Consider the following 25,921-nt stretch of genomic DNA (forward strand, 5'->3'; position numbering starts at 1 on the left):
CCGGGTCAGCAAAGTGGCAGCTTAGAGGGCATGGCGGAATCCGGAGTCAACCCCACGGCGGCGGCCCTGCTGGGCCTGCTGCACGAGGGCCCGATGACAGGCGGCCAGCTGATGGCCGCCGCTGAACGGCGGCTGGCGCCGTACTGGTCGATGACCCGCAGTCAGGTCTACCGTGAGTTGCCGGTGCTGGCCGAGCGGGGTTTCGTGCGGCTCGGCAAGCCCGGGCCGCGGATGAGTCAGCCGTACGCGATCACCGCGGCCGGGAAACGGACATTTTCCCGCTGGCTGGCGGAGAACCCGGGGCGGGACACCATCCGCAACCCGATCGCGCTGCGGATCGCCTTCGGCGACCTGCACTCGGCGAGCCAGCTGAAGAACCTGTACGCCTCGGCGAACGAGTACCACACGGAGGCCCTGGCGGCGGTCCGAGAGCAGGTGAAGAACGCCAAGAAGGAAGGCGACACCTACGACGCCAGCGCGTTGGAGTTCGCCGTCGCCTACCACAAGGCGGCCCTGTCCTGGCTGAAGAGCGCACCGGTCGGCTGACCTGCCCCGGCGGGTCGGGCGGCTGAGGTGAACGGACCGTCGGGAGCCAAGTACGCTTGTTTGTCGTGACCGCTGCCGATTATGCCGAACAGCTCAAGGAACTCGACGCCACCCTCCGGAACATCGAGGCCGTCCTCAACCTGGACCGGCTGCACGAGGAGAAGGCCCGGCTCGAGGAGCAGGCGTCCGCGCCGGACCTCTGGGACGACCAGGCCAAGGCCCAGGCGGTGACCTCGCAGCTGTCGTACGTCAACGGCGAGATCAGCAAGCTCGGCAGCCTCCGCTCCCGGCTCGACGACGCCGGCGTGCTGCTGGAGCTGGCCGAGGCGGAGTCCGACCCCGGGGTGCTCGCCGAGGTGGAGAGCGAGATCACCGGGCTGACCAAGGCCATCCAGGAGATGGAGGTCCGCACCCTGCTCTCCGGCGAGTACGACTCGCGGGAGGCGCTGGTCGCCATCCGGGCCGGCGCCGGTGGCGTGGACGCGGCGGACTTCGCCGAGATGCTGCTCCGGATGTACCTGCGCTGGGCCGAGCGGCACGGCTACCCGACCGAGGTCTACGAGACCTCGTACGCCGAGGAGGCCGGCCTCAAGTCCGCCACCTTCACCGTGAAGGTGCCCTACGCGTACGGCACGCTCAGCGTCGAGTCGGGCACCCACCGGCTGGTCCGGATCAGCCCGTTCGACAACCAGGGCCGCCGGCAGACCAGTTTCGCGGGCGTCGAGGTGCTGCCGGTGGTGGAGCAGACCGACCACATCGACATCCCCGAGAACGAGATGCGGATCGACGTCTACCGCTCCTCGGGCCCCGGCGGGCAGAGCGTCAACACCACCGACTCGGCGGTGCGGATCACCCACATCCCGACCGGCATCGTGGTCACCTGCCAGAACGAGAAGTCCCAGCTGCAGAACAAGGCCTCCGCGCTGCGCGTGCTCCAGGCCCGGCTGCTGGAGCGCAAGCGCCAGGAGGAGCAGGCCAAGATGGCGGGCCTGAAGACCGACGCCGCCGGGTCGTGGGGCGACCAGATGCGCTCGTACGTCCTGCACCCGTATCAGATGGTGAAGGATCTGCGTACCGAGCAGGAGACGGGCAATCCGTCCGCGGTCTTCGACGGCGAGCTGGACAGCTTCATCGAGGCGGGTATCCGCTGGCGCAAGCAGCAGCAGATGGCCGGCGACACTGTGTGATCAACCGGGGGCGGAGCGCGTCATCGATCTCCACGTCAGGCAGTAAATAGATGACGCGACTCGCTACCGAGGGGCGGGGGGCTTGGCTCTCCGGTTACACCGCGTAGACTACCGACCCGTGATTCAGCTTGAGCAAGTGACGAAGACGTACCCGAAGGCGTCCCGGCCTTCGCTCGACAACGTGTCCGTCTCGATCGAGAAGGGCGAGTTCGTCTTCTTCATCGGTCCATCCGGCTCCGGCAAGTCCACGATCATCAAGATGCTGCTCCACGAGGTCAGCCCCAACAAGGGTCGCGTCGTCGTGAACGGCAAGGACGTCACCTCGATGCGTTCCTGGAAGCGACCCCACTTCCGGCGTTCCATCGGCTGTGTCTTCCAGGACTTCCGGCTGCTGCCCAACCGCACCGCCTACGAGAACGTGGCGTTCGCCCTCGAGGTGATCGGCAAGACCAAGGCGGTCGCCCGCCGGGTCGTGCCGGAGGTGCTGGAGCTGGTCGGGCTCGGTGGCAAGGAGCACCGCTACCCGCACGAGCTCTCCGGTGGTGAGCAGCAGCGGGTCGCCGTCGCCCGGGCGTTCGTGAACCGTCCGCTGATCCTGCTGGCGGACGAGCCCACCGGAAACCTGGACCCGGACACCTCGATCGAGATCATGCGCCTGCTGGACCGGATCAACCGCACCGGCACCACCGTCGTGATGGTCACGCACGACTCCAACATCGTGAACCAGATGCGCCGCCGCGTCGTCGAGATCGAGAGCGGCCGCATCGTGCGCGACCAGGCCCGCGGCGTCTACGGCTGAGCCGGCGCTCGGCCGCGAGCCGTAGACCCTGACGACGAACACCTCATGCCGGAGAGCCGGAGGAATTCCCGATGCGCGTGAAATACGTCCTGTCCGAGGTACTGGTCGGACTGTGGCGCAACGTCACGATGACCATCGCCATGATCATCACGCTGGCGGTGTCACTGTTCATGCTGGGCGGCAGCGGTCTGCTGTTCCAGAAGGTCGGCGACATGAAGGACCTCTACTACGAGAACATCCAGGTCTCGATCTTCCTGAAGACCGACGTCAACGAGCAGCAAAAGAACGATCTCGACGCCAGGCTGAAGGGCGACCCCCTGGTGAAGGAGGTCGTGTACGTCAACAAGGACGAGGCGTACAAGCGCTTCCAGGAGATGTACCAGGACGCTCCGGACCTGGTGAACGCGGTCAAGCCGGACCAGCTGCCCGAGTCCTTCCGGCTCAAGCTGGTCAACCCCGAGCAGTACAAGAAGATCTACGACCAGTACAAGGACACCGAGGGGGTCGACGAGATCGTCGACCAGAGCAAGCTGCTCGACAAGGTCTTCGGCGTGCTCACCGGGATCCAGAACTTCGCGCTGGCCATCGCGATCGTGATGGCGGTCGCCGCGCTGCTCCTGGTGGCCAACACCATCCAGGTGGCCGCCTACAGCAAGCGGCGTGAGGTCGCGGTCATGAAGCTGGTCGGCGCCTCCAACTGGTTCATCCAGGCGCCGTTCGTGCTGGAGGCCGTGGTCGCCGGGCTGATCGGTTCGATCCTCGGCCTGGTCGCGCTGGCCGCCCTGAAGGTCTTCGCCGGCGGCGGGTCGATGCAGGCCCTGGAGGGCCTGATCACGCCGGTCTCGTGGGGGGACATCTTCCTGATGTTCCCGCTCATGGCGGGCGTCGGCGGTCTGGTCAGCGCCGTCACCGCCTGGGTCACGCTCCGGTTCTACCTGCGCGTCTAGTCGCGTACCGGCTCTGACAGGACCCTCCCGCGCCAGGAATAAAGGGCGCGGGAGGGTCCTTGTCATTCGGGTAGCATGATCTCCGCCCCGCGGCCGGCCACCGGTCGTGGGTCAGCCGGAAGGGGGTGGCGCCGATGCCACGGGAAAAGGGTCGCAAGGTGGTCGCCTCCAACAAGAAGGCGCGGCACGACTACGCCATCCTCGACACGTACGAGGCGGGCATGGCGCTGACCGGCACCGAGGTCAAGTCGCTGCGGGCCGGGCGGGCGTCGCTGGTCGACGCGTTCGCCCAGGAGCGCAACGGCGAGCTCTACCTGCACGGCATGCACATCCCGGAGTACACCCAGGGCACCTGGACCAACCACGAGCCCCGGCGTACCCGCAAGCTGCTGCTCAACCGGCTGGAGATCGACCGGTTGATCGGCAAGACCCGCGAGGGCGGCCTGACCATGGTGCCGTTGCAGGTCTACTTCTCCGACGGCTGGGCGAAGGTGGAGATCGCCCTGGCCAAGGGTAAGAAGTCGTACGACAAGCGGCAGGACCTCGCCAAGCGGGACGCCGACCGGGAGATCGCCCGGGTGGCCGGCCGGCGTGGCAAGGGCATGGACGAGTGATTTGCCCGCTTTGTCCTGGTCGGCATGTCCGGCCCCGGGGCTGGGGATGAAACCCGTTGCAGCAGGCGTTAGGCTTGTCAGTGCCACCACGAAGGTGGCCCGTCGAGGGGGTGACTGGTTTCGACTTCGTACGTTGCGGCAGGGGAAGCGAGCCGAGGAAGCCGACGTCGTCTCGAGAATCGTTCGTCGGAAACCAATAAGCGCCAAGAACAATCGCGCTGACTTCGCTCTCGCCGCCTGAGGCGAGTAGTGAGTCTGTCGGCCTGGGAGCGCCTTCGACCCAGTTAGCCGGCATCAGCTAGAAGGCTGGCCAATCGGACCCGGTCGCGGGGTCCGTGCGGCGAGATGAATCAGCGACTGGGCCCGTCACACCAACTCGCTCGCGTGAGCGGTGGGGCCGAGTAGAGGCATAGCGAGCTGCGCTCGGAGAAGCCCTGACAAACCGGCGAAGGACCCGGGTTCGATTCCCGGCACCTCCACCACCTGACTGTGCGCCCCGGTCCACCTGGACCGGGGCGCACAGTCGTCTCCGGACCAGGCGGTCCCACCCCGGTTGCCCGGCCGCCCCACACTGCCGGCGGCGCGCTGGGCACCCGCACCGTCGACCTGGCCACCGCCGAGGTGGCCGCCGGGGCGGTCGCCTACCGGGCCGGGGACGAGGCGTGGGTCCGGGTGGCGATTGTGGTCGCCCGCGACCGGGGCCGGTGAGCGCTGCTGGGGCGGGTGGGACGGATGGGGCAGATGAGGCGTCAGGGGGCCCTGGACAGGGCCGTCGGGCGGGTTCACCATCGCTGTACGCGGTAGCACAGCAGCGCGGGAGGTGCCCATGGTCACCGGTCCGATCCAGCAGCCGTCCACCGCCGTCGCGGCGGCCCCTCCGCCCGTCGCGCGCCAGCACCGGCCCACCCTCCACGGCGAGGTGCGCACTCTCGCCCGGGCGCTCGCCGCGCCCGCCGGAGAACCCCACTGGCGGGAGCGGCTGATCACCCGCCTCGGCCCGGTCCGGCAGGGCTTCGCCGAGCACGTCCAGCTCACCGAGGGACCCACCGGCCTCTACGTGGAGCTGCTGCACCAGGCCCCACGCCTGGACCCGGGGGTCCGCCTGCTCACCCGGGAGCACGCCGCCATCGCCACGGCGATCGCCGCCCTCCAGCACGTCGCCGAGCTGCCCGGCGTACCCGACGAGGAGCTGCGCGGTCGGGCGGGGCAGTTGCTGCGGGCGCTGCACCGGCACCGGCAGCGCGGCGCCGACCTGCTCTGGGAGGCGTACCAGGCCGATCTGGGCGGGGAGACCTGAGCCTCGCTCGCCCGGACGGGAACCGGCGGGGCGGGCGCGGCGTCCAAGCGGCATGCGTCGCGCGATAGCCCTGCTGGGGCTGCCCCTCCTGGTCGCCGCCGGGTGTGCCCCGGCCGGCTCCGGCCCGGCCGCCGGTGGGCCGTCCGCCGGCAGCCCGGACCACCGGTGGGAGGCGTTCGACCAGCGGGCCGTCGAGGTGGCCGAGGCCTGGCGCCCCGGCCCGGCGTGGCGGACCGGGTACGTGCCGTTGCAGGACGCCACGGTGCTGACCGGCGACCCGGGCTTCGGCTCCGACACCGAGGCGGCGTTCCGGGCGGGCTGGTACCGGGACCAGATCGAACTGCCCGCCGCGAAGCCCGGCGACGGGACCGTCCGGTTCCTGGACGGGACCCTACGGGTGCCGCTGATCAGCGCCGCCGACGCGTACGCGCAACTGGACCAGGGCGACCCGCCGCCGTGCGCCGGTCGGCCGAAGGAACCCGGGCGGTCCAAGGGCGGCCCGACCATCGAGCCCGGACCGGACGGCTGGGTCACCAGCCCCGCCGACCCGGGCGCCTGCATCCCGCTGACCGTGACCGCGGTGCGGCTGGGCACCGCCCCGGTACGGACCAGCCGGGGCGTCGCCGACGTGCCGGCGTGGCTGTTCACCGTGACCGAGCTGAAGGCGCCGGTGGCCCGGCTCGCCGTCGCGCCGAGCGCGGTCACCGCCGTACCGCAGGGGGTGGCGCCGACCCGGCCCGCACCCGACGGTGTGGTCGGCGCGCAGGATCTCGCGGCGCCTGCCGAGGGTGCGCGGCTGACCTACCGGCTCGGGGTCGGCGCCTGCGACACCGGCGTCACGCCGCTGGTGCTGGAGCGCGACGACGTGGTGGTGGTCGGCGGGGGCGCGACCCGCTCGACCGGCGTCTGCACCGACCAGCTGCTCATCCACCCGGTCACCGTCACGCTGCGGGCCCCGCTCGGCGCGCGACCGGTCCTCGACGTGCTCACCGGCACGCCGCTGGTGGTCGGCCCGCGCTGACCCGCGCCGGCTGGGGGCTACAGGATGTGCGGCACGTCGGTGCTGATCTGCACCGGCAGCACCGTCGGCCGGTCGGCGGCGAGGGCCGCGCGCAGGGCGTCGCCGAGCCGGTCGAGCGGATCCACCACCTCGGCGGCGCAGCCGTAACCGTGCGCCACCGCGATGACGTCCAGCCCGGGCAGGTCCAGCGCGGGCACGCCGGGCGTGTGCTTCAGCTCGGCGAACGCCTTGAGGATCGCGTACTGATGGTTGACCGGGACCACGACGGGCAGCGGCAGCCGCAGCTGGGCGGCCGTCCAGAGCGCCTGCACGGAGTAGTGGAACGAGCCGTCGCCGATCACCGCCACCACCGGCCGGCCGCGCCCGGTGTCCCGCTCCGCCAGGGCGATCCCCACCGCCGCCGGCAGCCCGAACCCCAGCCCGCCGCTGGCCATCGTGAAGTACGACCCGGGTCGGGTCATCCGCACCCGGCGGCGCAGCGCGGAGAGGTTGGACGGGGACTCCTGCACCAGCACCCCATCGGTCGGCCAGTGCCGCGCCAGCGCGGCGAAGAGGGCGTCCGCACTCGGCGGGTTCGACTCCGCCGGCGGCCCCGGCGCGGGGCGGGCGGCCGGGGCGGGACGGTCCGTCGCCGGCAGCAGGTCCAGCAGGCCCGCCAGGGCCAGCCCCGCGTCGCCGAGCAGGCTCTCCCCGACCGGGGCCCGCGCCGACTCGTCCGGGTCGTCGGTGACGTGCAGCAGCCGCGCGTCCGCCGGCAGGTAGTCGCCCGGCACGTGCGGGTAGTAGCGGAACACCGGCGCGCCGACCACCAGCACCGTGTCGTGCCCGCGCAGCGCCTCCGCCAGCGGCTCGATCGCGTACGGCAGCACGCCCCGGAAGTGCGGATGGTCCTCGGGGAAGACGGCCCGCTCCGGCGCGGGGGAGGCCCAGACCGGCGCGGCCAGCCGCTCGGCCAGGGCTACCGCCGCCGGCCAGGCGTCGGCCCGGTCCACCGCCGCGCCGAGCACCAGCACCGGGGCGCGGCTGGCCGCCAGCACGGCGGCGAAGTCGCGCAGCCGCCCCGGATCCGGCGCGTACCGGGTGGCCACGCCGCGCACCTGCGGCGGACGGTCCGCGGGCCGGGCCCAGTCGTCCATCGGCAGGGAGAGGAAGACCGGCCCGGTCGGGGGCTGCACCGCGGTCGCGTACGCCCGCATCAGCGCGGCCGGGATGTCCTGCGCCCGGGCCGGCTCGTAGCTCCACTTCACGTACGGCTGGGTCAGCTCCGCCGCGCGGCGGCTGGCCAGCCGGGGCTCGATCAGCAGCATCTCGCGCGTCTGCTGGCCGGCGGTGACGATCAGCGGGGTCTTGTTGTGCCAGGCGGTGACCAGGTTGCCCATGCCGTTGCCGGTGCCCGGGGCGGTGTGCAGGTTGACGTGGGCGGGCCGTCCGGTGGCCTGCGCGTACCCGTCGGCCATCGCCATCGCCGACGCCTCGTGCAGCGCGTGGACGTAGCGGAAGTCGGCCGGGAAGCCCTGTAGGAACGGCTCCTCGGTGGAACCGGGGTTGCCGAAGACGGTGGTCAGGCCCAGCTCGCGCAGCAGGTCGTAGGTGATGTCGCGAACCGTTGCCATCGCCGGCTGCCTCCGTCTGTTGTTGCTGCGCCGGAGACGGCTATTGATCAGTCCCCCGACCAGCCGAATCTATCGGGGCGGGCCGGGCTTTTCGGGCACTTCCTAGGTCTCGCGGGGCGCTCTCAGGGCAGCGGGAACGGCAGCTTGATCCCGTCCAGCGCCCGGCCGCAGGGGCAGTCCCGGTCGGCGGGCAGCGCGGCCACCGCGTCCATCAGCACCCCGCGCAGCCGGTCGGTGTTCGCCGCGAAGACCCGGAACACCTCCTCCTGGGTGACCGACTCGCCGCCCTCCACCCCCGCGTCCAGGTCGGTGACCAGCGCGATCGAGGTGTAGCAGAGGGCGAGCTCGCGGGCGAGCACCGCCTCCGGGTGGCCGGTCATGTTGACCACCGACCCGCCGATCGCCGCGAACCAGCGGGACTCGGCCCGGGTGGAGAAGCGCGGCCCCTCGACCACCACCACCGTCCCCCCGTCGACCGCCGGGACATCCCGGCCCGCCGCCGCCTCCAGCAGGGTGCGGCGGCCGGTGGGGCAGTACGGGTCGGCGAACGGGACGTGCACCGCGCCACGGTCGTAGTAGGTCTGGGTGCGCCCGCTGGTCCGGTCGATGAGCTGATCCGGCACCACGAAGGTGCCCGGGCCGAGCTCCGGCCGCAGGCCGCCGACCGCGCAGGGAGCGAGCACCTGGCGTACCCCGAGGGAACGCAGCGCCCAGAGGTTGGCCCGGTAGGGGATCAGGTGCGGCGGGTAGCGGTGGTCGCGTCCGTGCCGGGGCAGGAAGGCCACCCGGCGACCGCCGACGTCGGCGATGGTGACCGGGTCCGACGGCGGCCCGTACGGCGTCTCCAGCACGTGTTCGGTGGCGCCGTCGAGCAGGGCGTAGAGCCCCGACCCACCGATCACCGCCAGCTCGGCCGTCGGCCCCATCGAAACTCCCTCGGTCATGTTCGATCACCCGCCCGTCAGACCTTAGCCACCGTGCGGGGCGCAGGCTATGGTGCCAGGCATGGCGTTGACAGCGCGGATGGTCGACGGCGTCGGGCTCCCTGTCCCGGCGTGCGGGTGACGAATGTCCGACATGCAGGAGGGGCAGGCGATCGGTGGTCGGGCCATGCAGTCGATGACCGGACGGCTGCTGGTCGCGACTCCGGCACTGAAGGACCCGAACTTCGACCGTACGGTCGTGCTGCTGGTCGCCCACGAGCCCGGCGGCGCCCTCGGCGTGGTGCTCAACCGCGCCACCGAGGTGCCGGTGGCCGACGTCCTCGGGGACTGGTGCGACCTGGCCCGTCACCCCGCCGTGCTCTTCGAGGGCGGTCCGGTGCAGCCGGACTCGGCCATCTGCCTGGCCCGGATGCGGCACCCGATCAAGCCGGTGAAGGGTTTCCACCGGGTCTCCGGCGCGGTGGGCACGGTCGACCTCTCGGTGGACCCGGAGCGGCTGCGGGACGCGCTCGGTGGCATCCGGGTCTTCGCCGGCTATTCCGGCTGGGGAGCGGGCCAGCTGGAGCGGGAGATCGAGGAGGGGTCCTGGTTCGTCCTCGACGCGCTGCCCGGCGACGCCTTCGTCGACCGGCCGGACGACCTCTGGCCGATGGTGCTGCGTCGGCAGGGCGGCATGATGGCGGCGGTGGCCCATTTCCCCCCGGACGTGGCCCTGAACTGAGCCCGGCGGAGGGGACCCCCGCGAGATGACCATGCCGACCGGCGTGTGTATAGTTCTCTGCGTGCCCGGGCGACCGGGACGACCGCACGGGGCCGTGGCGCAGCTGGTAGCGCACCACACTGGCAGTGTGGGGGTCAGGGGTTCGAGTCCCCTCGGCTCCACCCGAGCGACCAGGGCGTTCGTCAGACATGACGGACGCCCTTTGTCGTTCCTGCGGGCGGAAGTAGCCAAGCGAGTAGTTGGTGAACTGATGACCCGGCCTCGGAGATTACTGGTAGCGGGGGTTGCCCGCTGGACCGCTCCCAGCTCCGATGCAGCGCCGGTCGGCCGAAGGCCCTGAAGATGTCTCGAGCACCCCGTATGGGCAAACTTCACCCAGTCCGGGTGAGGTCGAACCGCAGGGCACGGGCGTAGCGTCCGGCTCATGGTGCTGGAGCGTCCCACCCCGGCCTATCCAACGCCGACCAAGCCGCGGGACCCGGCACGCCCTGGCGCGCAGGCGCGGGCCCTGCCGCCGGAGCTGGGCCCGAACGCGATCGCCGTGGTCAGCGGTGCCACCTTCATGTACTCGGATCCGGTGGGCGACGTGCCGGCTGGCACGATCGGCGGCCTGGTGCACCGGGACACCCGCCTGCTCAACCACTGGGTGCTCACCATCGACGGCCACCGCCTGCTCGTGCTGCGCTCCCACGTGGTCGACCACTACTCGGCGCAGTTCTTCCTGACCAATCCGGCGCTGCCCGACCTGCCGGCAAACACCATTGTTGTCCGGCGGCTGCGCTACCTGAGCGACGGGTTGCACGAGCGGATCGAAGTCGGCTCCTTCGCCGGCGAGCGGGTCCGGCTGGAATTGCGGCTCGAGGTGGGCAACGACTTCGCCGACATCCTCGAAATCAAGACCAACGTCCGCGACCGGTCGGAGCGGATCCAGCGGCGGCACGCGCGAGACGGCTCGCAGCTGGTGTTCAGCTACGAGCAGGACGGCTTCACCGCGGATACCCGGGTCTGGTCGACCCGCCCGCCGCGGCGGCTGGAGGGCGACCACCTGGTCTGGGCGATCGACCTCGGACCGCGCGGGGAGTGGCAGGTCGACCTCAAGGTGCCGGTGCCGCCCGGCATTGGGGTGACCGAGCCGGTCCGGGGCGATGTCGCCGACGTCTTCCACCACCGGGTGGAGGATCCGGCGGCCCGGTGGCTCGCCCGCGCCGCCGAGCTGACCAGCGACCATCGGGTGCTGGAGCGGGCGACCGCGCAGACCCGCTCGGACATGTCCGCGCTGCGGTTGGAGATGGAGGTCGGGGAGGAACGGATCAGCCTGCCGGCCGCCGGCATGCCCTGGTTCCTCGCCATCTTCGGCCGGGACACCCTGATCACCTCGTACCAGGCGCTCACCTTCGGGCCCCGGATGGCCAAGGGAACCCTGCTGGCGCTGGCACATCACCAGGGCCGGCAGTGCGAGGACTTCACCGACGAGGAGCCCGGCAAGATCCTGCACGAGGTTCGCTTCGGTGAGCTCACCCAGCAGGGACTCATGCCGTACAACCCCAACTACGGCAGCGCCGACGCCACCCAGCTCTGGCTGGTCCTGCTGTCCGAGTACTGGCGCTGGACGCGCGACGACGACCTGGTCCGGTCGCTCCGGGACAACGCACGGGCGGCGGTGAACTGGATCGACCGGTACGGCGACCGGGACGGCGACGGCTACGTCGAGTACGCCACCCGCTCCCCGGAAGGGCTGGGCAACCAGTGCTGGCGCGACTCCTGGGACGGGGTGCGCTTCGCCGACGGGCGGATGCCGGTGCTACCGATCGCCACCTGCGAGATCCAGGGCTACACCTACGACGCAAAGCTACGCCTGGCGGAACTCGCCGACGGGCCGCTGGCGGACCCGGCCCTCGCGGACCGGCTGCGCGCCGAGGCGTACCGGCTGCGCGAGAGCTTCAACCGGGACTTCTGGATCGAGGGGCGGGGCGGCTACTACGCCGTCGGCCTCGACGGCGACAAGAACAAGATCGACTCCATGACGTCCAACCTGGGACACCTGCTGTGGAGCGGCATCGTCCCGCAGGAACGCGCCGCCGCGCTCGCCCGGCAACTGCTCTCCGAGGACATGTTCAGCGGTTGGGGGATCCGGACGCTGTCCCGGGCCGACGCGCCGTACAACGCGCTCGGATACCACCTCGGCACGGTCTGGCCGCACGACAGCTCGATCAGCGTGCTGGGCCTGGCCCGATACGGCTTCCGCGACGAGGCCAACCGAGTGGCCCTCGCCCTGCTCGACGCCGCCGCCGAATTCGGCGACCGACTGCCGGAGGCGATCGCCGGCTTCGCGCGCGAGCGGGCCCTTGCCGCCATCCCGTACCCGACCGCGTGCAGCCCCCAGGCCTGGGCGTCCGGGGTCCCACTGAACCTGATCCGGGCCATGCTGGGGCTCCGCCCGGTCGATGGCCGGCTCGTCGTCGACCCAGCGCTGCCGCACGAGGTCGGCCGGATCCACATCCGCGGCGTCGCCGCGTTCGGGCACCGCTGGGACGTGGAGGCCGTCGGCTCGGAGGGGTACGTGCGGCTGGCCGCCGATTGAGCGCCCCGACTCGCACCGATGTCTCGGGTGTCGGCGGGAACGGCACCCGGGACGACGAAACCCCGTGTGGCGATCGTGGAGGCCGGGCTCGCCGGTCACCACGGCGGGAGTCAGCAGTGAGTCAGCAAACGGCTGGCTACGCGACGACAACGGGCGGAAGAAGCGAGACAGACCCCACCAGGGCCTTTGCCGTTCTGATCTTCTCGGCCCGCCGTGTGCCAGAACCCTGCCTGATCCGGGCCGGGTCCGACCCGACGGGCCGAGGTGTGCCCCGGCCGGCTGCGGGTAGTCGCCGCGGTCGGTGCGGCGAGGACGGGAGGTCCGGTGGACTCGTACCCTGCTGTGGAGGACCACGGCTTGATCGGCGACCTGCAGACTGCGGCGCTGGTGAGCAAGGACGGGACGATCGACTGGTTCTGTGCCCCGCGCTGCTGACGCGAACGCCCTGGAGCGGGAGTCGATCCCGATCCAGGGCGTTCCTCGGTTACCCGCCGCAGGTCACCGCGTACGGCGGCTCTTGGGCAGGTCGAACTGGTCCGCGGCCCGGCAGTCCTTCGGCCCGCCGACGGCGTCCTCGCCGATCCGGTCGAGGGCCTGACGGGCCCGGTACCGGCCCAGGTTCCAGGCATACCAGGGGTCGGGCTCGGCCAGGTCGTCGTCGATCCAGCTCAGCGTGCACCGGCGCACCGGGTCCGGCAGCCGGGTCAGGGCCGGCGTGGCGTCGGCGGAGAGCGCCCGCAGGTACCAGGCGTCGATCTTGCCGGTCTGCTGGTACCGGGCGATGTTGCGCCGGGCGGCGTAGTTCTCCGGGTTGAGCACGGCCAGGCTGAGCAGCATCACCACGGCCAGCCCCACCGTCGCGCCGGGGATCCACCGGCCCCGCCACCGGACCCCGGCGGCCAGGATCATCACGAAGACCGCCCCGAGCAGCAGCTCGAACGCCATCACGAAGATCCGCTCGCCGGTGAAGCTGTAGACCTTCTGGTACGTGTACATGCGGGATAGCGCCGACACCACGATCACCACGCTGAGCGCGCTGAGCAGGCCGAGCAGGACGCGCAGCACGGTGCGTTCGACCTTGCGGTCCCGGCTGGCCCAGCGGCTGACCGCACCGAGCACCGCCACGGTCAGCAGGGTGACGAAGAGCAGCTGCCAGAAGCCGCTGCGGGCGTACTCGGAGTAGCTGAGGCCGGCGACCTTCTGGACGTGTCGCTGGCCGCCGAACAGCACGGTGAACTGCACGACGACGAAGCCGGCGAAGAGCACCGTCAGCGCGCCGATGGCCGGCGCCCACTCCAGCAGGCCGAGGCTGCGGTTGCTCGGCTTGTCCACGGTGGACAGGTCCGGCGGGGCGGGCAGGGTGTAGACGGCGGCGACCGCGATCAGCGCGCCCACCACGGCCAGGAAGATCCAGCGGAACACCGTACCGGCGTTGATCTCCGGGACGATCGCGCCGAGGACCTCGGAGAACGCCGCGTCGGCGGAGGAGAGCAGGCTGCCGAAGACCACCAGCACCACCACGGTCGCCACGACCGAACCGGTCACCCGGCGGACCATGCCCGTGTCGGGGGTGGCGGTGATGTGCCGGCGTACCCAGGGCAGGCCGCGGAGCGCCGCGAACGGCGCGGCGACCAGGCTGAACAGGATCGAGCGGACCAGCCGGCCGCCCACGATGGCCAGCGTCGCGCAGCCGAGCGCGCCGAGGACGCAGAACGTCACCAGCCACCAGGCGTTGCGGAAGGCGAGGACGGCGAGCAGCGCCAGGGCCGCCACCGCCCACCCGCCGCGGACCAGGCGTTCGGTGCGGGGCAGTTTCGCCGTCCCCCGCCGGACCGCGGCGACCACGCCGGCGGTCAGGACGAGCCAGCCGAGGAACCAGCCGATGCCGGTCCGGCTCAGCGGGACGAAGAACGCGATCCCGAGCGCGCCGGCCAGCACGGCGAGCGGCGTGGCCCGGCCGGTGGCCGGCTTCGGCCCCGGCCATCTGGCGCCGAGGAAGGAGGTACGGGGCGTCGACGGGCGGGGCGTCCACGCCACGCCCGGCTGCGGCGGGTGCATCGGCCAGGGCGGTGCCGGCTGCGCGACGTACGGCGGCATCGGGGCCCCCGGGGCGACGTTCGGCTGTGGCGCGGCCCCGCCCGGGACGGGACGCTGCTGCGGCACGGCCGGCGCAGGCCCGGACGGCGCCGCGTCGGCGGCCGTCGGCGCCGCCGCGGGCTGGGCCGCCCCGGCGGACGCGGGCACCGGCTGCGGCGTCCCGGACGGTGCCGGTGGGGTCGCGGGCGGGGCCGGCGTGGCGGAGGGCTCCTCCTCGGCCGTCGCCGCGTCGCCGGAGCCCGTCGCCGTCAGGGCGGCGGTCGGCTGTGCGGACGTACCGGTGGCGGACGTGGAGCCCTCGGCCGTGACCCACGGGACGGCCGGGACCGGGGCGGCCGTCCCCTCGCCGGCGGGGGCCGGGACCAGCGGCAGGAAGACGGCGTAGCCGCGGGTGCCGGCCGGGACGGTGACCGGAATGGCCCAGGCGGGCTGGCCCTCCTGGCCGGGCCACACCAGCCCGGGCGGTGCCCCGTCGGTGGTGGGCATGACGAGCAGGTACGGCGTGGCGTCGGCGGGTGCGTCGCCACCCGTCGGCCCGGCCGCCGGGGCGGTCCGGGGGGAATCTGGCGCCGGTGGCGGCTCGGACACGGGACGCTCCTTGATCACGGGGTGTCGTCACTGTAGGGCCAGACCCGTGCCGGCCGCCGCCCCGCGGGCCACCGTCCGCACCGGAACGACCGTTCGGCCGACCCGCGCCGCCGCGCTGCGCGGGAGTAGCGGAGCCGCGACCCGTCCGGGCAACCGTCGAACCTTTGCCGCGCCCCGCCCGTACCTCTGCCCGGGAGGTCGATCACATGGCCGTACGCCGAATGCTCGCCGCCGTTTCCGCCGTCGCCGCGACCCTGCTGCTCACCGCCGCGCCCGCCGCCGCGCACGGCGCACCGACCAACCCGCTCAGCCGGGCGGCGGCCTGCGGCCCGGAGGGCGGCCGGGCGGCGACGCCGGCCTGCCGTGCGGCGATCGCGGCCGGTGCCGCCGTACGGGAGTGGGACAACATCCGGGTCGCCCGGATCGACGGCCGGGACCGGGAGCGGATCCCCGACGGTGAGCTGTGCAGCGGCGGGCTGTCGGCGTACCGGGGGCTGGACCTGGCCCGTACCGACTGGCCGGCGACGACGCTGACCTCCGGTGGCCGGTACACCTTCACGTACCGGACCACGATCCCGCACAAGGGCACGTTCCGGCTCTACGCGACCACCGCTTCCTACGACCCGAGCCAGCGGCTGACCTGGGCGGACCTCGAGACCCGGCCGTTCCTGACGGCCACCGACCCGCCGATCCGCGCCGGCGCGTACCAGATGTCGGGGCGGCTGCCCGCGGGCCGCAGCGGCCGGCACCTGATCTACATCATCTGGCAGAACTCCGACACCCAGGACACCTACTACTCCTGCTCCGACGTGGTGTTCCGGTCGTCCTCCGGCACCGCCTCCGGCGCCCGTGGCGGCCCGTCGGCCAGCCCGGCCGCCACCACGAAGCGGGCTGCCCCGGGTTCCGTCCCACCGGCCGTCCCACCGGCCGTCCCACCGGCGGCGGAGGCCGGGGTGCCGGTCGCCTCGGTGACCGACCTCGGCGGCGTCCGCTGGCCGCTGGTGGCCGGGGCCGCCGCGGTCGTCACCGTGCTGCTGGCGGCCACCGTCGGGATGCGGCTGCGCCGGGCCGGCAGCGGGCCGGTCGGCCGTCCCTGCGAGGTACGCAACCACCGCGCCGGCCGGCGCCGGATCTGGTGAGCCCGGTCAGTCCCCGGAGTAGCCCCAGAAGTGCAGCTCGGCCGGTTCGCCGGCGGCGTCGTGCAGCACGACGCACCGGCCCATCCACCGCCCCCGGACGAGATCGTCGAGCGCGTCCTGGTGCTCCCGGGTGGGCCGGTCCGTGCCGGTCACAGCCCGGCACTGGGGTCGGGCTGCCAGGGGACCGGGTAGCTCCAGCCGGAGGCGCCCATCGGGCCACCCTTCGTGGTCGGACCGCACCGCCGCCGTCTGGCGACGGACATTGGCGGCGCGGTCCGACAACGCGGGTCAGCCCAGGTGGTGGTCGATCTCGCTCAGCTCCTCGGTGCTGAAGTCGAGGTCGTCCAGCGCGGCCACGTTCGCCTCGAGCTGGGCCACGCTGCTCGCGCCGATGATCAGGCTGGTCATCCGCGGGTCGCGCAGCGCCCAGGCCAGCGCCAGCTGGGCCAGCGACTGGCCGCGCCGCTCGGCGATCGCGCCGAGGGCCCGGATGGTGGCCATCCTCTCCGCGCTGAGGTCGCTCTCGTTGAGGAAGACGCTGGTGCGTACCCGGGAGTCGGCGGGGATGCCGCCCAGGTAGCGGTCGGTGAGCAGCCCCTGCGCGAGCGGGCTGTACGCGATGCAGCCGGCGCCCACCTTCTCCAGCGTGTCGAGCAGCCCGTCGTCCTCGGTCCACCGGTTGAACATCGAGTACGACGGCTGGTTGATCAGCAGCGGCGTACCCAGGCCGCGCAGGATCGCCGCGGCCCGGGCGGTCTGCTCCGAGTTGTAGTTGGAGACGCCGACGTAGAGCGCCTTGCCGGAGCGGACGACGGCGTCCAGCGCGCCCATCGTCTCCTCCAGCGGGGTGTCCGGGTCGAACCGGTGGGAGTAGAAGATGTCGACGTAGTCCAGCCCCATCCGGCGCAGCGACTGGTCGAGCGAGGAGATCAGGTACTTGCGGGAGCCCCACTCGCCGTACGGGCCGGGCCACATCAGATAGCCGGCCTTGCTGGAGACGACCAGCTCGTCCCGGTACGGCTTGAGGTCGGTGGCGAGCATCCGGCCGAAGTTCTCCTCCGCCGAGCCGGGCGGTGGGCCGTAGTTGTTAGCCAGGTCGAAGTGGGTGATCCCCAGGTCGAAGGCGCGGCGGACGATGTCCCGCTGCCGTTCGAACGGGCGGTCCGGCCCGAAGTTGTGCCACAGCCCGAGCGAGATGGCGGGCAGCCGGAGCCCGCTGCGTCCGCTGCGCCGGTAGGTCATGGTGTCGTAGCGCTCATCGGCGGCAAGGTAGGTCACGCCAAGGACCCTAGCCCCGCCCCGACCGGGTTCCGCGCCCAGAGGTGGTGGCGGAAGTGCGCAACGCCCGGGCGTCGGAACGGGCGTGCCGACCGGCCCCGCCGGGTAGCTTCGAGGCCATGCGCTTCGTCCCGCTCGACACCCCCAAGTCCATTTCCAAGATCGGTCTCGGCACCTGGCAGTTCGGGTCGAAGGAGTGGGGCTACGGGGCCGACTACGAGCGCCGGGCCGGGGACATCGTCCGGCGGGCGCTCGACCTCGGGGTCACCCTCTTCGACACCGCTGAGCTGTACGGCTTCGGCCGCAGCGAACGCATCCTCGGCGCGGCGCTCGGCGACGACCGGGCCAAGGTCGTGGTGGCCAGCAAGATCTTCCCGGTGCTGCCGATCGCCCCGGTGGTCCAGCAGCGCGCGGTGGCCTCCGCCGCCCGGCTCGGGGTCAGCAGCATCGACCTCTACCAGGTGCACCAGCCCAACCCGGTGGTCGCCGACACCACCACCATGCGCGGCATGCGCGCGCTCCAGGACGTCGGGCTGGTCGGCGAGGTCGGGGTGAGCAACTACAACCTGCGCCGCTGGCGGTTCGCCGAGGCCGCGCTGGGCCGCCGGGTGCTGAGCAACCAGGTCCGCTACAGCCTGGTCGACCGCGGTCCCGAGGAGGACCTGATCCCGTACGCGGAGCAGGCCGGCCGGATCGTCATCGCGTACAGCCCGCTGGCACAGGGCTTCCTCTCCGGGCGGTACGACGCGAGGAACCCGCCGAGCGGGGCGGTACGCCGGGCCAACCCGTACTTCCTGCCGGAGAACCTGGACCGCGGCACCGCGCTGATCGCCACGCTGCGCGAGGTCGCCGGCGCCCACGACGCCACCCCCAGCCAGATCGCCCTGGCCTACCTGCTGCGCCACCCCAACGTGGTGGCCATCCCCGGCGCGTCCAGCGTGGAGCAGTTGGAACGCAACGCGGCCGCCGCCGAGATCGACCTGACCGACGACGAGTACGCCGCCCTGTCCACCGAGGCCCGGCAGTTCCGCCCGATCACCGGGCTCGCCGCGGTGCCGAAACTGGTCCGCGCCCGTACCGGAAGGTGACCACCATGGATGACATCACCGCCCTCATCCTCGACGACCACGCCGCCTTCCGGCGCGGCTTCGCCCGGCTCGACGACGCCCGCGACGACGCCGAGCTGCTGGCGATCTGGGAGGCGCTCGCGCTGCACCTGGACATCCACGCCGAGGCGGAGGAGACCATCCTCTACCCGCACCTGGTGCGCCGCGGCGACGACGGCGAGGAGGAGACCGAGGACGCGGTCGGCGACCACAACAAGATCCGCGACGCGATCGCCGAGTCCAAGCTGCACCCGGTCGGCTCGGACCAGTGGTGGGCGGCGGTGTGGCGGGCCCGCCGGGAGAACAGCGAGCACCTGGCCGAGGAGGAGGACGAGGCGCTGCCGGACTTCCGCCGGCACGTCGGCGTTGAACTGCGGGCCGAGCTGGGCTCCCGCTGGCTGAAGTTCTACGGCGAGCACAAGAACGGCCGTAACCTCCGCTTCGCCGACAAGGACCCGCGGAAGTACGTCGACGAGCACCGCTGACCGCTGGTCCCGCGGGCGCGGGTGTCCGCCCGGCCGTACCGACTTCGGGCGATCAGGTCCGAACCGGGCGGTCCGGTGCCGGGGCGCGCTAGCGTGGGTCGGGTGACTGCGCCAAACCAGGTTCCCCCGGTCCCGCCCGCCGACCTGCCCGGCACGCTCGGCGAGCTGCGGACGTCCGGCCACCACTACCGCACGGTCAAGGCTGAGATCCGCGACAACCTCCTCGCCCGGATGCGCTCCGGCGAGGACCGCTTCCCCGGCATCGTCGGGTACGAGGACACCGTGCTGCCCGAGGTCGAGCGGGCCCTGCTCGCCGGCCACGACATGGTGCTGCTCGGCGAACGCGGCCAGGGCAAGACCCGGCTGATCCGCTCGCTCGGCGCGCTGCTCGACGAGTGGACCCCGGTCATCGGAGGCTCGGTGCTCAACGAGCACCCGCTGCACCCGCTCACCCCGGCCTCCCGCGCGCTGGTCGCCGAGGCCGGCGACGACCTGCCGATCGGCTGGCTGCACCGCTCGATGCGGTACGGCGAGAAGCTGGCCACCCCGGACACCAGCGTCGGCGACCTGATCGGCGACGTCGACCCGATCCGGATCGCCCAGGGGCGTAGCCTCGGCGACCCGGAGACGATCCACTTCGGGCTGGTGCCGCGTACCAACCGCGGCATCTTCGCCGTCAACGAGCTGCCCGACCTGGCCGAACGCATCCAGGTGGCACTGCTCAACGTGCTGGAGGAGCGGGACATCCAGGTCCGCGGCTACCAGCTCCGGCTGCCGCTGGACCTGCTCCTGGTGGCCAGCGCCAACCCGGAGGACTACACCAACCGGGGTCGGATCATCACCCCGCTCAAGGACCGGTTCGGCGCGGAGATCCGCACCCACTACCCGGTCGACCTGGAGCTGGAGCTGGCCCTGATCCGGCAGGAGGCCGACCTGGTCGCCGAGGTGCCGGAGCACGTGCTGGAGGTGCTGGCCCGGTTCGCCCGCGCGGTCCGCGAGTCGCCGTCGGTGGATCCGCGCTCCGGGGTCTCCGCCCGGTTCCCCATCGCCGCCGCCGAGACGGTCGCGGCCGCGGCGCTGCGCCGGGCCGGCCTGCTCGCCGCCGCTCCCGCACCCGAGGGGGTACGCCCCGAGGCGCCCGTCGCCCGGGTCGGCGACGCCGTCTCCGTCACCTCCACCCTGCGCGGCAAGGTCGAGTTCGAGAGCGGCGAGGAGGGGCGGGAGATCGAGGTGCTGGCCCACCTGCTGCGGACCGCCACCGCCGAGACGTTCCGGGCCCGGCTGGCCGGGCTGGACCTGTCCGGGTTCACCGGGCTGGTCGCCGAGGGCGCGGTGATCGAGACCGGGGAGCTGGTCTCCTCGGCCGAGCTGTTGCGCCAGGTCGGCCCGGTGGACGGGCTGGCCAAGGTGCTCGACCGGCTCGGGCTGGGCGACGCGCCCACCCCCGAGGAGGCCGCCGCCGGCGTCGAGTTCGTCCTGGAGGGGCTGCACCTGACCCGCCGGCTCGGCAAGGACGTCACCGAGTCCGGGCGCACCGTCTACGGCGGCCGGGGCTGACCATGGCCGGCAACCGGTTCCGGTACGGCCAGTGGCGTGGCGGGCCCGACCCGCTCGCCCCGCCGTACGACGTGCGCGCCGCCGTGGACGCGGTCGGCGCGGAGGTGCTGAACGGCGGCAGCCTCCGGGAGGCGCTGCGCGACCTGCTGCGCCGCGGCCCGCGGGGGCGGGGTGGCCTGGACGAGCTGGCCGCCCGGGCCCGGCGGCTGCGCCGGGACGCGCTGCGCCGGGGCGACCTGGACGGCGCGGTGACCCGGGCTCAGGCCCTGCTCGACCAGGCCCTCGCCGCCGAGCGGGACGAGCTGCGCGGCCGCGACGGCGACGACGCCCGCTTCGCCGAGGCGGTGCTGGACAACCTGCCCCGCTCCACCGCCCGGGCGGTCGCGGAGCTGTCCGGCTACCAGTGGGCCAGCGACGAGGCCCGGCAGACGTACCAGCGGATCCTCGACGGGCTCCGCGGCGAGGTGCTGGAGCAGCGCTTCGCCGGGCTGCGGGACGCGGCACGAGCCGCCGGCGACCCGGCTGTCCAGCGGCAGCTCGCCGAGATGATGCGGGACCTCAACGACCTGCTGGGCCGGCACGCCCGCGCCGAGGACACCACCGACGCGTTCGCCGAGTTCATGCGCCAGCACGGCGAGTTCTTCCCGGAACAGCCGAAGGACGTCGACGAACTGGTCGACGTGCTGGCCCGCCGGGCGGCGGCCGGGGAGCGGCTGATGCGGTCGCTGTCCGACCGGCAGCGGGAGGAGCTGGCCGGGCTGATGCGCCAGTCGCTCGGCGAGCAGTTGGCCGGCGAGCTGTCCGCGCTCGACGCCCACCTGCGGGCGCTGCGCCCCGACCTGAACTGGCAGCGCGGGGAGCGGGTCCGCGGCGACCAACCGCTCGGCTACGGCGAGGCGACCGGGGCGCTCGGCGAGATCGCCGAGCTGGACGAGCTGCTGGATCAGCTCGACCAGGAGCACACCGGCGCCACCCTCGACGACGTGGACGTCGACGCGGTGGCCCGGACGCTGGGCCGGGACGCCGCAGACGACGTACGCCGGCTGCGGGAGCTGGAGCGGGAGCTGCGCCGGCAGGGCTGGGTGAGCCGGGACGCGGACGGGTTGACCCTGAGCCCGAAGGCGCTGCGCCGGCTCGCCGGCACCGCGCTGCGCCGAGTCTTCGCCGACCTGACCGCCGGGCCGCGCGGCCAGCACGACCTCCGCTCGGCGGGCGCCGCGGGCGAGGTCAGCGGGGCGTCCCGGCAGTGGGAGTACGGCGACGAGCAACCCCTCGACGTGGTGCGCACCCTCACCCGCGCGGTACGCCGGGCCGGCCCCACGGTCCCGGTGCAGCTCGCGGTCGAGGACTTCGAGGTGGTGGAGACCGAGCGGCGGGCGTCGGCGGCGGTGGCGCTGTGCGTGGACCTGTCGTACTCGATGATCTCGCAGGGGCGCTGGGGGCCGATGAAGCAGACCGCCCTCGCCCTGTCGCACCTGGTGGCGACCCGGTTCCCGCAGGACGCGTTGCAGATCGTCGGCTTCGGCCGGGAGGCGCTGCCGCTGACCCAGCAGGAACTGGCGGCGGTGGAACCGGACATGGAGCAGGGCACCAACCTCCAGCACGCGCTCCGGCTGGCCGGCCGACACCTGCGCCGGCACCCGGGCGCGGAGCCGGTGGTGCTCGTGGTCACCGACGGCGAACCCACCGCCCACCTCGATCCGGACGACGGGGAGGCCTACTTCCACTGGCCGCCGCTGCCGGAGACGATCGAGGCGACCATCCGCGAGGTGGACAAGCTCACCCGCTACGGCGCCACGCTGAATCTGTTCATGCTCGGCGACGACCCGGGACTGCGCCGCTTCGTCGACGCGGTGGCCCGCCGCTCGAAGGGCCGCATGTTCACTCCCGACCTCGACGACCTCGGCGAGTACGTGGTCAGCGACTACCTCCGCGCCCGGCACGGCCGGCGCTGACCCGCCCGTCGCCGGCGGATCACGGTCGTGGGCGAATCCCCTCATCCGGGTGAAACGGGCGCGATAACTCCCTGACCGACGGGTGGGGGCGGGGTTGACTGCGGAGGTGGAGAGCGCGGAGCTGCGGCGGGCGTACGAGGCGGTGCTCGCGGAGGTGGATGCGGGCGGGTTCGGGGCGCCGGCCGAGGGGGAGCTGAGCGCGGAGCAGATCGTGGCGCACCTGGCCGCCAACGACGAGCTGTTGAGCGAGGCGACCGAGGCGGTGCTGGCCGGGTCGCCGTTCGCCTACTACGACCTGGAGACCATCCACCGGCCGCAGCTCGACGCCCTGGTCTCCGAGTGTGGCGGCCTGGACGGGCTGGCCACCCTGCTCCGGGCCACCAGCCAGAAGGTCTGTACCCTCGCCGACCGACTCGGCCCCGCCGCGGACACCCCCGTCGACACCGTGCTGCGGGAGGGCGCCGATCTGAACGTGGACCAGTCCCTGCCCTGGGGTCGCACCCTCGACCTGCACACCCGTGTCCACCTGCCGATGCACCTGACCCAGCTCCGAGTGCTGCGCAACGGTGCGAGCCGCGCACCCGTGGCCGGGTCGTGAGCCGCCCGGCCTGGTGCGGCCCTCCCGCTGGTGGCCGGCCCGCCGAGGAGGTCGCGGCGACCGACGTCTACCTGCACGATGCCCGCGCCGCGCTGCGGCGTCTCGGCCCCCCAGCGGCCGACCCCACCCCCTGACTCCGTTGGCCCGGCATGATCGGCGGGGCTGGACCTGGCCTGCTCGGGGGCGGGCTCAGCGCAGCGGCCCAGGGCCCCCTGTTCCGGCGGAGGCGTCAACAGGGGGCCCGGGTGCCGGTCAGGCGGGCAGGTGCCAGACCTGGTTGGCGCCGCCGAAGCAGTCCCAGATCTGCAGTCGGGTGCCGTCCGCGGAGCTGTTGTCGGTGGCGTCCAGGCACTTGTTCGCCTGCGGGTTGCGCAGCGTGCCGTTGGACTGGGCCTGCCAGACCTGCGCGCCGGTGCCGTTGCAGTCCCAGAGCTGGACCTTCGCGCCGTTGGCGGTGGAGCCGCTGGTCACGTCGGCGCACTTGCCGAGCGCGCGCAGGGTCCCGTCGCTCGCCACGGTCCAGCTCTGCGCGGCGGTGCCGTTGCAGGTGTAGAGCTGGATGGCGGTGCCGTTGGCGGTGCCGGCGGCGGCGACGTCGACGCACTTGCCGCCGATGCCGGTGATCGGGCCGGTGCGGCCGCTCGGCGGCGGGGTGGTGCCGCCCATCACGGTGGTGTAGATCGCGCTGACCAGCGAGGTCGCGCCGGTGGTGTCCTGGGAGAGTTCCCAGTTCATCATCCCGCCGGCGTTGGCCAGTGCCCACTGGGTCTTGCGCTTGATGGTCGGGATGCCGTTGTAGCACTGCTGCGTCCCGCCGACCGTGGTGCAGTCCCGGTTGGCGTTGGCCGGGTCCATCCCGACCAGCGCGGAGTAGGTGTAGTAGCCGGGCCGGCTGTAGAAGGGCACCCCGAGCACCGCCTTGCCGGCGGGCAGGCCGCGCGACTTCCACCCGTTGACGCTGGCGATCGACCAGTCGTAGTTGGCGTGTGGGCTGCCGCCGTCGTACGCCATGATGTTCAGCCAGTCGACGTAGCCGAACACGGCGGTCGGCACGCCCTGCACGTAGTAGCCCTCGGAGACGACGGCGGCGGTGAGCAGCTTGCCCCGGCTGTGCAGGGCGCTGCTCAGTTGCTGCATCAGCAGGCTGTAGTTGGTGGCCGAGGCGCCCGGGTCGGGGTACTCCCAGTCGATGTCGACGCCGTCGAGGTTGTACTGGTTGACGAAGTTGACCACGTTGGTGACGAAGGCGCCGCGGCTGCCCGAGTTGGCGGCGAGCGCTTCGAACGCGGAGTCGTTGCCGTCGTTCCAGCCGCCGATCGCGATGGAGATCTTGACGTTGTTGGCGTGCCCGAGCGAGACCAGCGAGGAGAGCTTGCCGGGGTTCTCCACGGGGCGCAGGCTGCCGTCGTTGTTGGGCAGCGCGAACGCGTAGTTGATGTGGGTGAGCTTGCCGTACTGGACGGTGTTGACGTCGCCGCTCCAGGACGGCAGGTAGCCGACGCTCTTGAAGTTGTTCGGCAGTACGGCGGCCTCGGCGGCGGCCGGGGTCAGGGCGAGGGTGGCGCCGGCGGTGGCCAGCGCGAGCAGGCCGGCGGCGAGCGGCGAGCGGCGGCGGGGACGTGGTGAGGACATCGAGGGCCTTCCCGTGGACGGGTCGCGGCACCGTGCCGCCCGGCGGCGGTCGGATGGGCCGGCCGCCGCCGGGCGTACGGGGTGGGGACGGTTCCTCGAGGAAGCCAAATCTTAAAGAGTGTTAACTGTCACCGTCAATGACGGTTCTCGATGAAAGGGGGAGAGCCGCCGGCCCGAAAGCCGGGTGAGCGGGCGCAGGGGCGGGTCAGAAGGTGTGACGGAAGGTGCGGCGGTAGGTGGCGGGGGCGACGCCGAGGCGATGGTGGAAGTGCTGGCGCAGCGCGGCGGTGGTGCCGAAGCCGGCGTGGCGGGCCACCTGGTCGACGGTCAGGTCGGTGGTCTCCAACAGCAGCCGGGCGTGCTCGGTGCGCTGCTGGAGCAGCCACTGCGCCGGGCTCAGCCCGGTCTCGGAGCGGAAGTGCCGGGTGAAGGTCCGTACGCTCATCCGGGCGTGCGCGGCCAGGTCGCGCAGCGCGACCGGCTCGTGCAGCCGTTGCCGGGCCCACTCCCGGGTCGCCGCGGTGCCGGTCTCCGCCGTCCGGGGGACCGGCCGCTCGATGTACTGGGCCTGGCCGCCGTCCCGCCACGGCGGCACCACGCACCGCCGCGCCGCCCGGTTGGCCACCTCGCTGCCGTGGTCGGTGCGGATGACGTGCAGGCAGAGGTCGATGCCGGCGGCCACCCCGGCCGAGGTGAGCACCCCGTCGTCGATGAAGAGCACCGCCGGGTCCAGGTCGACGTCGGGGTGCAGCCGGCGGAACAGGCTGGCGTACGCCCAGTGGGTGGTGGCCCGGCGGCCCTCGAGGAGCCCGGCGGCGGCCAGCACGAACGCCCCGGTGCAGATCGACATGATCCGGGCGCCCCGGTCATGGGCCGCCCGGAGCGCCGCCGCGACGTCCGGGTCGAGCGTGCCGTCGGTCAGCGCCGACCCGCCGTGGATGCCGGCGACGATAACCGTGTCGGCGGCCTCGATCAGCTCCAGGCCGTGGTCGGGATGCACCTGGAAGCCGGCGGTGCTGCGGACCGGCCGGCCGCCCGGAGTGCAGACGCCGACGGTGTAGAGCTGCTCGAAGTCGGCGGTGCGGGCGGTGCCGAAGACCTGGGCGGGGGTGCCGAGGTCCAGACCGACCACCTGGTCGAGGGCGAGCACCGCGATCCGGTGCGGGGCGAGGGACATGGCCCGATTATTGCGCACGATGGCTTTCCGGCCACTCGT

Annotated in this window: 23 protein-coding genes, 1 tRNA gene and 1 other RNA gene; 18 read left to right on the forward strand and 7 right to left on the reverse strand. The window is 72.7% G+C overall.

The genetic code is table 11. The annotated features are described in order from the left end of the window. The first annotated feature begins 30 nt into the window (after positions 1 to 30). The 9 genes from ACFOYX_RS21760 to ACFOYX_RS21800 all read left to right on the forward strand — a co-directional run bounded on the left by ACFOYX_RS21760 (position 31) and on the right by ACFOYX_RS21800 (position 6,411). Positions 31 to 546, forward strand: coding sequence for a PadR family transcriptional regulator (locus tag ACFOYX_RS21760; protein ID WP_109802314.1), 516 nt, complete (start codon positions 31 to 33; stop codon positions 544 to 546). Between the two features lie 65 nt (positions 547 to 611). Further along, the gene (gene prfB, locus ACFOYX_RS21765; RefSeq protein WP_109802315.1) at positions 612 to 1,733 is read left to right on the forward strand and encodes a peptide chain release factor 2; all 1,122 of its coding nucleotides are present in this window, start codon (positions 612 to 614) and stop codon (positions 1,731 to 1,733) included. Positions 1,734 to 1,851: 118 nt separating this feature from the next. Further along, a complete protein-coding gene (gene ftsE, locus ACFOYX_RS21770; protein ID WP_109802316.1) occupies positions 1,852 to 2,532 on the forward strand; it encodes a cell division ATP-binding protein FtsE in 681 nt (226 codons plus the stop codon). Between the two features lie 71 nt (positions 2,533 to 2,603). Next, on the forward strand, positions 2,604 to 3,479 hold the full coding sequence (gene ftsX / locus ACFOYX_RS21775) for a permease-like cell division protein FtsX (protein WP_322440986.1): 876 nt from the start codon (positions 2,604 to 2,606) through the stop codon (positions 3,477 to 3,479). A 134-nt stretch (positions 3,480 to 3,613) separates the two neighbouring features. Further along, positions 3,614 to 4,093, forward strand: a complete 480-nt coding sequence (gene smpB / locus ACFOYX_RS21780) for an SsrA-binding protein SmpB (protein WP_109802327.1) — start codon at positions 3,614 to 3,616, stop codon at positions 4,091 to 4,093. Positions 4,094 to 4,199: 106 nt separating this feature from the next. Then, positions 4,200 to 4,575: a transfer-messenger RNA gene (ssrA, locus tag ACFOYX_RS21785) on the forward strand. A 7-nt stretch (positions 4,576 to 4,582) separates the two neighbouring features. Further along, a complete protein-coding gene (locus ACFOYX_RS21790) occupies positions 4,583 to 4,801 on the forward strand; it encodes a hypothetical protein (RefSeq protein WP_322440987.1) in 219 nt (72 codons plus the stop codon). A gap of 118 nt (positions 4,802 to 4,919) precedes the next feature. Beyond that, positions 4,920 to 5,390: a hypothetical protein gene (locus ACFOYX_RS21795; protein ID WP_322440988.1), complete on the forward strand. Its 471-nt coding sequence runs from the start codon at positions 4,920 to 4,922 to the stop codon at positions 5,388 to 5,390. A 52-nt stretch (positions 5,391 to 5,442) separates the two neighbouring features. Continuing rightward, entirely contained in the window at positions 5,443 to 6,411 is a 969-nt protein-coding gene (locus ACFOYX_RS21800; protein WP_322440989.1) for a hypothetical protein, read from the forward strand. A 17-nt stretch (positions 6,412 to 6,428) separates the two neighbouring features. Here the strand turns inward: ACFOYX_RS21800 and mdlC are convergent, their stop codons facing one another. Both mdlC and ACFOYX_RS21810 read right to left on the reverse strand, forming a co-directional pair. Continuing rightward, positions 6,429 to 8,024: a benzoylformate decarboxylase gene (mdlC, locus tag ACFOYX_RS21805; protein WP_322440990.1), complete on the reverse strand. Its 1,596-nt coding sequence runs from the start codon at positions 8,022 to 8,024 to the stop codon at positions 6,429 to 6,431. A 122-nt stretch (positions 8,025 to 8,146) separates the two neighbouring features. Next, positions 8,147 to 8,950: an S-methyl-5'-thioadenosine phosphorylase gene (locus tag ACFOYX_RS21810; protein WP_322441045.1), complete on the reverse strand. Its 804-nt coding sequence runs from the start codon at positions 8,948 to 8,950 to the stop codon at positions 8,147 to 8,149. 142 nt (positions 8,951 to 9,092) lie between these two features. On the opposite strand from ACFOYX_RS21810, the gene ACFOYX_RS21815 reads away from it, so the two are divergent. The 3 genes from ACFOYX_RS21815 to ACFOYX_RS21825 all read left to right on the forward strand — a co-directional run bounded on the left by ACFOYX_RS21815 (position 9,093) and on the right by ACFOYX_RS21825 (position 12,270). Beyond that, complete coding sequence (locus ACFOYX_RS21815) at positions 9,093 to 9,689, forward strand: YqgE/AlgH family protein (RefSeq protein ID WP_375373564.1); 597 nt, start codon at positions 9,093 to 9,095, stop codon at positions 9,687 to 9,689. A gap of 88 nt (positions 9,690 to 9,777) precedes the next feature. Next, positions 9,778 to 9,850, forward strand: a tRNA-Ala gene (locus tag ACFOYX_RS21820). 263 nt (positions 9,851 to 10,113) lie between these two features. Further along, on the forward strand, positions 10,114 to 12,270 hold the full coding sequence (locus tag ACFOYX_RS21825; RefSeq protein ID WP_322440991.1) for a glycogen debranching N-terminal domain-containing protein: 2,157 nt from the start codon (positions 10,114 to 10,116) through the stop codon (positions 12,268 to 12,270). Positions 12,271 to 12,768: 498 nt separating this feature from the next. On the opposite strand, the gene ACFOYX_RS21830 is transcribed toward ACFOYX_RS21825, so the two are convergent. Beyond that, positions 12,769 to 14,955, reverse strand: a complete 2,187-nt coding sequence (locus ACFOYX_RS21830; protein ID WP_322440992.1) for a DUF4153 domain-containing protein — start codon at positions 14,953 to 14,955, stop codon at positions 12,769 to 12,771. Between the two features lie 206 nt (positions 14,956 to 15,161). On the opposite strand from ACFOYX_RS21830, the gene ACFOYX_RS21835 reads away from it, so the two are divergent. Next, positions 15,162 to 16,094, forward strand: a complete 933-nt coding sequence (locus ACFOYX_RS21835) for a lytic polysaccharide monooxygenase (protein ID WP_322440993.1) — start codon at positions 15,162 to 15,164, stop codon at positions 16,092 to 16,094. Positions 16,095 to 16,100: 6 nt separating this feature from the next. Here ACFOYX_RS21835 and ACFOYX_RS21840 read toward each other — a convergent pair whose 3' ends face one another. Then, on the reverse strand, positions 16,101 to 16,247 hold the full coding sequence (locus tag ACFOYX_RS21840) for a hypothetical protein (protein WP_322440994.1): 147 nt from the start codon (positions 16,245 to 16,247) through the stop codon (positions 16,101 to 16,103). A 135-nt stretch (positions 16,248 to 16,382) separates the two neighbouring features. Further along, entirely contained in the window at positions 16,383 to 17,372 is a 990-nt protein-coding gene (gene mgrA / locus ACFOYX_RS21845) for an L-glyceraldehyde 3-phosphate reductase (protein ID WP_322440995.1), read from the reverse strand. Positions 17,373 to 17,491: 119 nt separating this feature from the next. Between mgrA and ACFOYX_RS21850 the strand changes: the two genes are divergently transcribed. The 5 genes from ACFOYX_RS21850 to ACFOYX_RS21870 all read left to right on the forward strand — a co-directional run bounded on the left by ACFOYX_RS21850 (position 17,492) and on the right by ACFOYX_RS21870 (position 23,073). After that, entirely contained in the window at positions 17,492 to 18,460 is a 969-nt protein-coding gene (locus ACFOYX_RS21850; RefSeq protein ID WP_322440996.1) for an aldo/keto reductase, read from the forward strand. 5 nt (positions 18,461 to 18,465) lie between these two features. Continuing rightward, positions 18,466 to 18,963, forward strand: a complete 498-nt coding sequence (locus tag ACFOYX_RS21855; protein WP_109799848.1) for a hemerythrin domain-containing protein — start codon at positions 18,466 to 18,468, stop codon at positions 18,961 to 18,963. Positions 18,964 to 19,056: 93 nt separating this feature from the next. After that, positions 19,057 to 20,520, forward strand: coding sequence for a sigma 54-interacting transcriptional regulator (locus tag ACFOYX_RS21860; RefSeq protein WP_109799845.1), 1,464 nt, complete (start codon positions 19,057 to 19,059; stop codon positions 20,518 to 20,520). Between the two features lie 2 nt (positions 20,521 to 20,522). Continuing rightward, positions 20,523 to 22,475: a VWA domain-containing protein gene (locus ACFOYX_RS21865; protein WP_322440997.1), complete on the forward strand. Its 1,953-nt coding sequence runs from the start codon at positions 20,523 to 20,525 to the stop codon at positions 22,473 to 22,475. A gap of 106 nt (positions 22,476 to 22,581) precedes the next feature. Next, positions 22,582 to 23,073, forward strand: coding sequence for a hypothetical protein (locus ACFOYX_RS21870; protein WP_322440998.1), 492 nt, complete (start codon positions 22,582 to 22,584; stop codon positions 23,071 to 23,073). Positions 23,074 to 23,325: 252 nt separating this feature from the next. On the opposite strand, the gene ACFOYX_RS21875 is transcribed toward ACFOYX_RS21870, so the two are convergent. After that, positions 23,326 to 24,705, reverse strand: coding sequence for a glycosyl hydrolase family 18 protein (locus ACFOYX_RS21875; protein ID WP_109801041.1), 1,380 nt, complete (start codon positions 24,703 to 24,705; stop codon positions 23,326 to 23,328). 205 nt (positions 24,706 to 24,910) lie between these two features. Then, complete coding sequence (locus ACFOYX_RS21880; RefSeq protein WP_322440999.1) at positions 24,911 to 25,882, reverse strand: helix-turn-helix domain-containing protein; 972 nt, start codon at positions 25,880 to 25,882, stop codon at positions 24,911 to 24,913. Between the last annotated feature and the right edge of the window lie 39 nt (positions 25,883 to 25,921).

Source organism: Micromonospora sp. GCM10011541, from assembly GCF_042650725.1.
Taxonomy (GTDB): Bacteria; Actinomycetota; Actinomycetes; order Mycobacteriales; family Micromonosporaceae; genus Micromonospora; species Micromonospora sicca.

Bases quoted from the DNA above. Each gene is read 5' to 3' on its own strand.
- ACFOYX_RS21810 (WP_322441045.1), bottom strand. From the start codon at position 8,950: ATGGGGCCGACGGCCGAGCTGGCGGTGATCGGTGGGTCGGGGCTCTAC.
- ACFOYX_RS21880 (WP_322440999.1), bottom strand. From the start codon at position 25,882: ATGTCCCTCGCCCCGCACCGGATCGCGGTGCTCGCCCTCGACCAGGTG.
- smpB (WP_109802327.1), top strand. From the start codon at position 3,614: ATGCCACGGGAAAAGGGTCGCAAGGTGGTCGCCTCCAACAAGAAGGCG.
- ftsX (WP_322440986.1), top strand. From the start codon at position 2,604: ATGCGCGTGAAATACGTCCTGTCCGAGGTACTGGTCGGACTGTGGCGC.
- ACFOYX_RS21760 (WP_109802314.1), top strand. From the start codon at position 31: ATGGCGGAATCCGGAGTCAACCCCACGGCGGCGGCCCTGCTGGGCCTG.
- ACFOYX_RS21875 (WP_109801041.1), bottom strand. From the start codon at position 24,705: ATGTCCTCACCACGTCCCCGCCGCCGCTCGCCGCTCGCCGCCGGCCTG.
- ACFOYX_RS21800 (WP_322440989.1), top strand. From the start codon at position 5,443: ATGCGTCGCGCGATAGCCCTGCTGGGGCTGCCCCTCCTGGTCGCCGCC.
- ACFOYX_RS21815 (WP_375373564.1), top strand. From the start codon at position 9,093: ATGTCCGACATGCAGGAGGGGCAGGCGATCGGTGGTCGGGCCATGCAG.
- ACFOYX_RS21835 (WP_322440993.1), top strand. From the start codon at position 15,162: ATGGCCGTACGCCGAATGCTCGCCGCCGTTTCCGCCGTCGCCGCGACC.
- ACFOYX_RS21795 (WP_322440988.1), top strand. From the start codon at position 4,920: ATGGTCACCGGTCCGATCCAGCAGCCGTCCACCGCCGTCGCGGCGGCC.
- mdlC (WP_322440990.1), bottom strand. From the start codon at position 8,024: ATGGCAACGGTTCGCGACATCACCTACGACCTGCTGCGCGAGCTGGGC.
- ACFOYX_RS21865 (WP_322440997.1), top strand. From the start codon at position 20,523: ATGGCCGGCAACCGGTTCCGGTACGGCCAGTGGCGTGGCGGGCCCGAC.
- ACFOYX_RS21850 (WP_322440996.1), top strand. From the start codon at position 17,492: ATGCGCTTCGTCCCGCTCGACACCCCCAAGTCCATTTCCAAGATCGGT.
- ACFOYX_RS21855 (WP_109799848.1), top strand. From the start codon at position 18,466: ATGGATGACATCACCGCCCTCATCCTCGACGACCACGCCGCCTTCCGG.
- ACFOYX_RS21825 (WP_322440991.1), top strand. From the start codon at position 10,114: ATGGTGCTGGAGCGTCCCACCCCGGCCTATCCAACGCCGACCAAGCCG.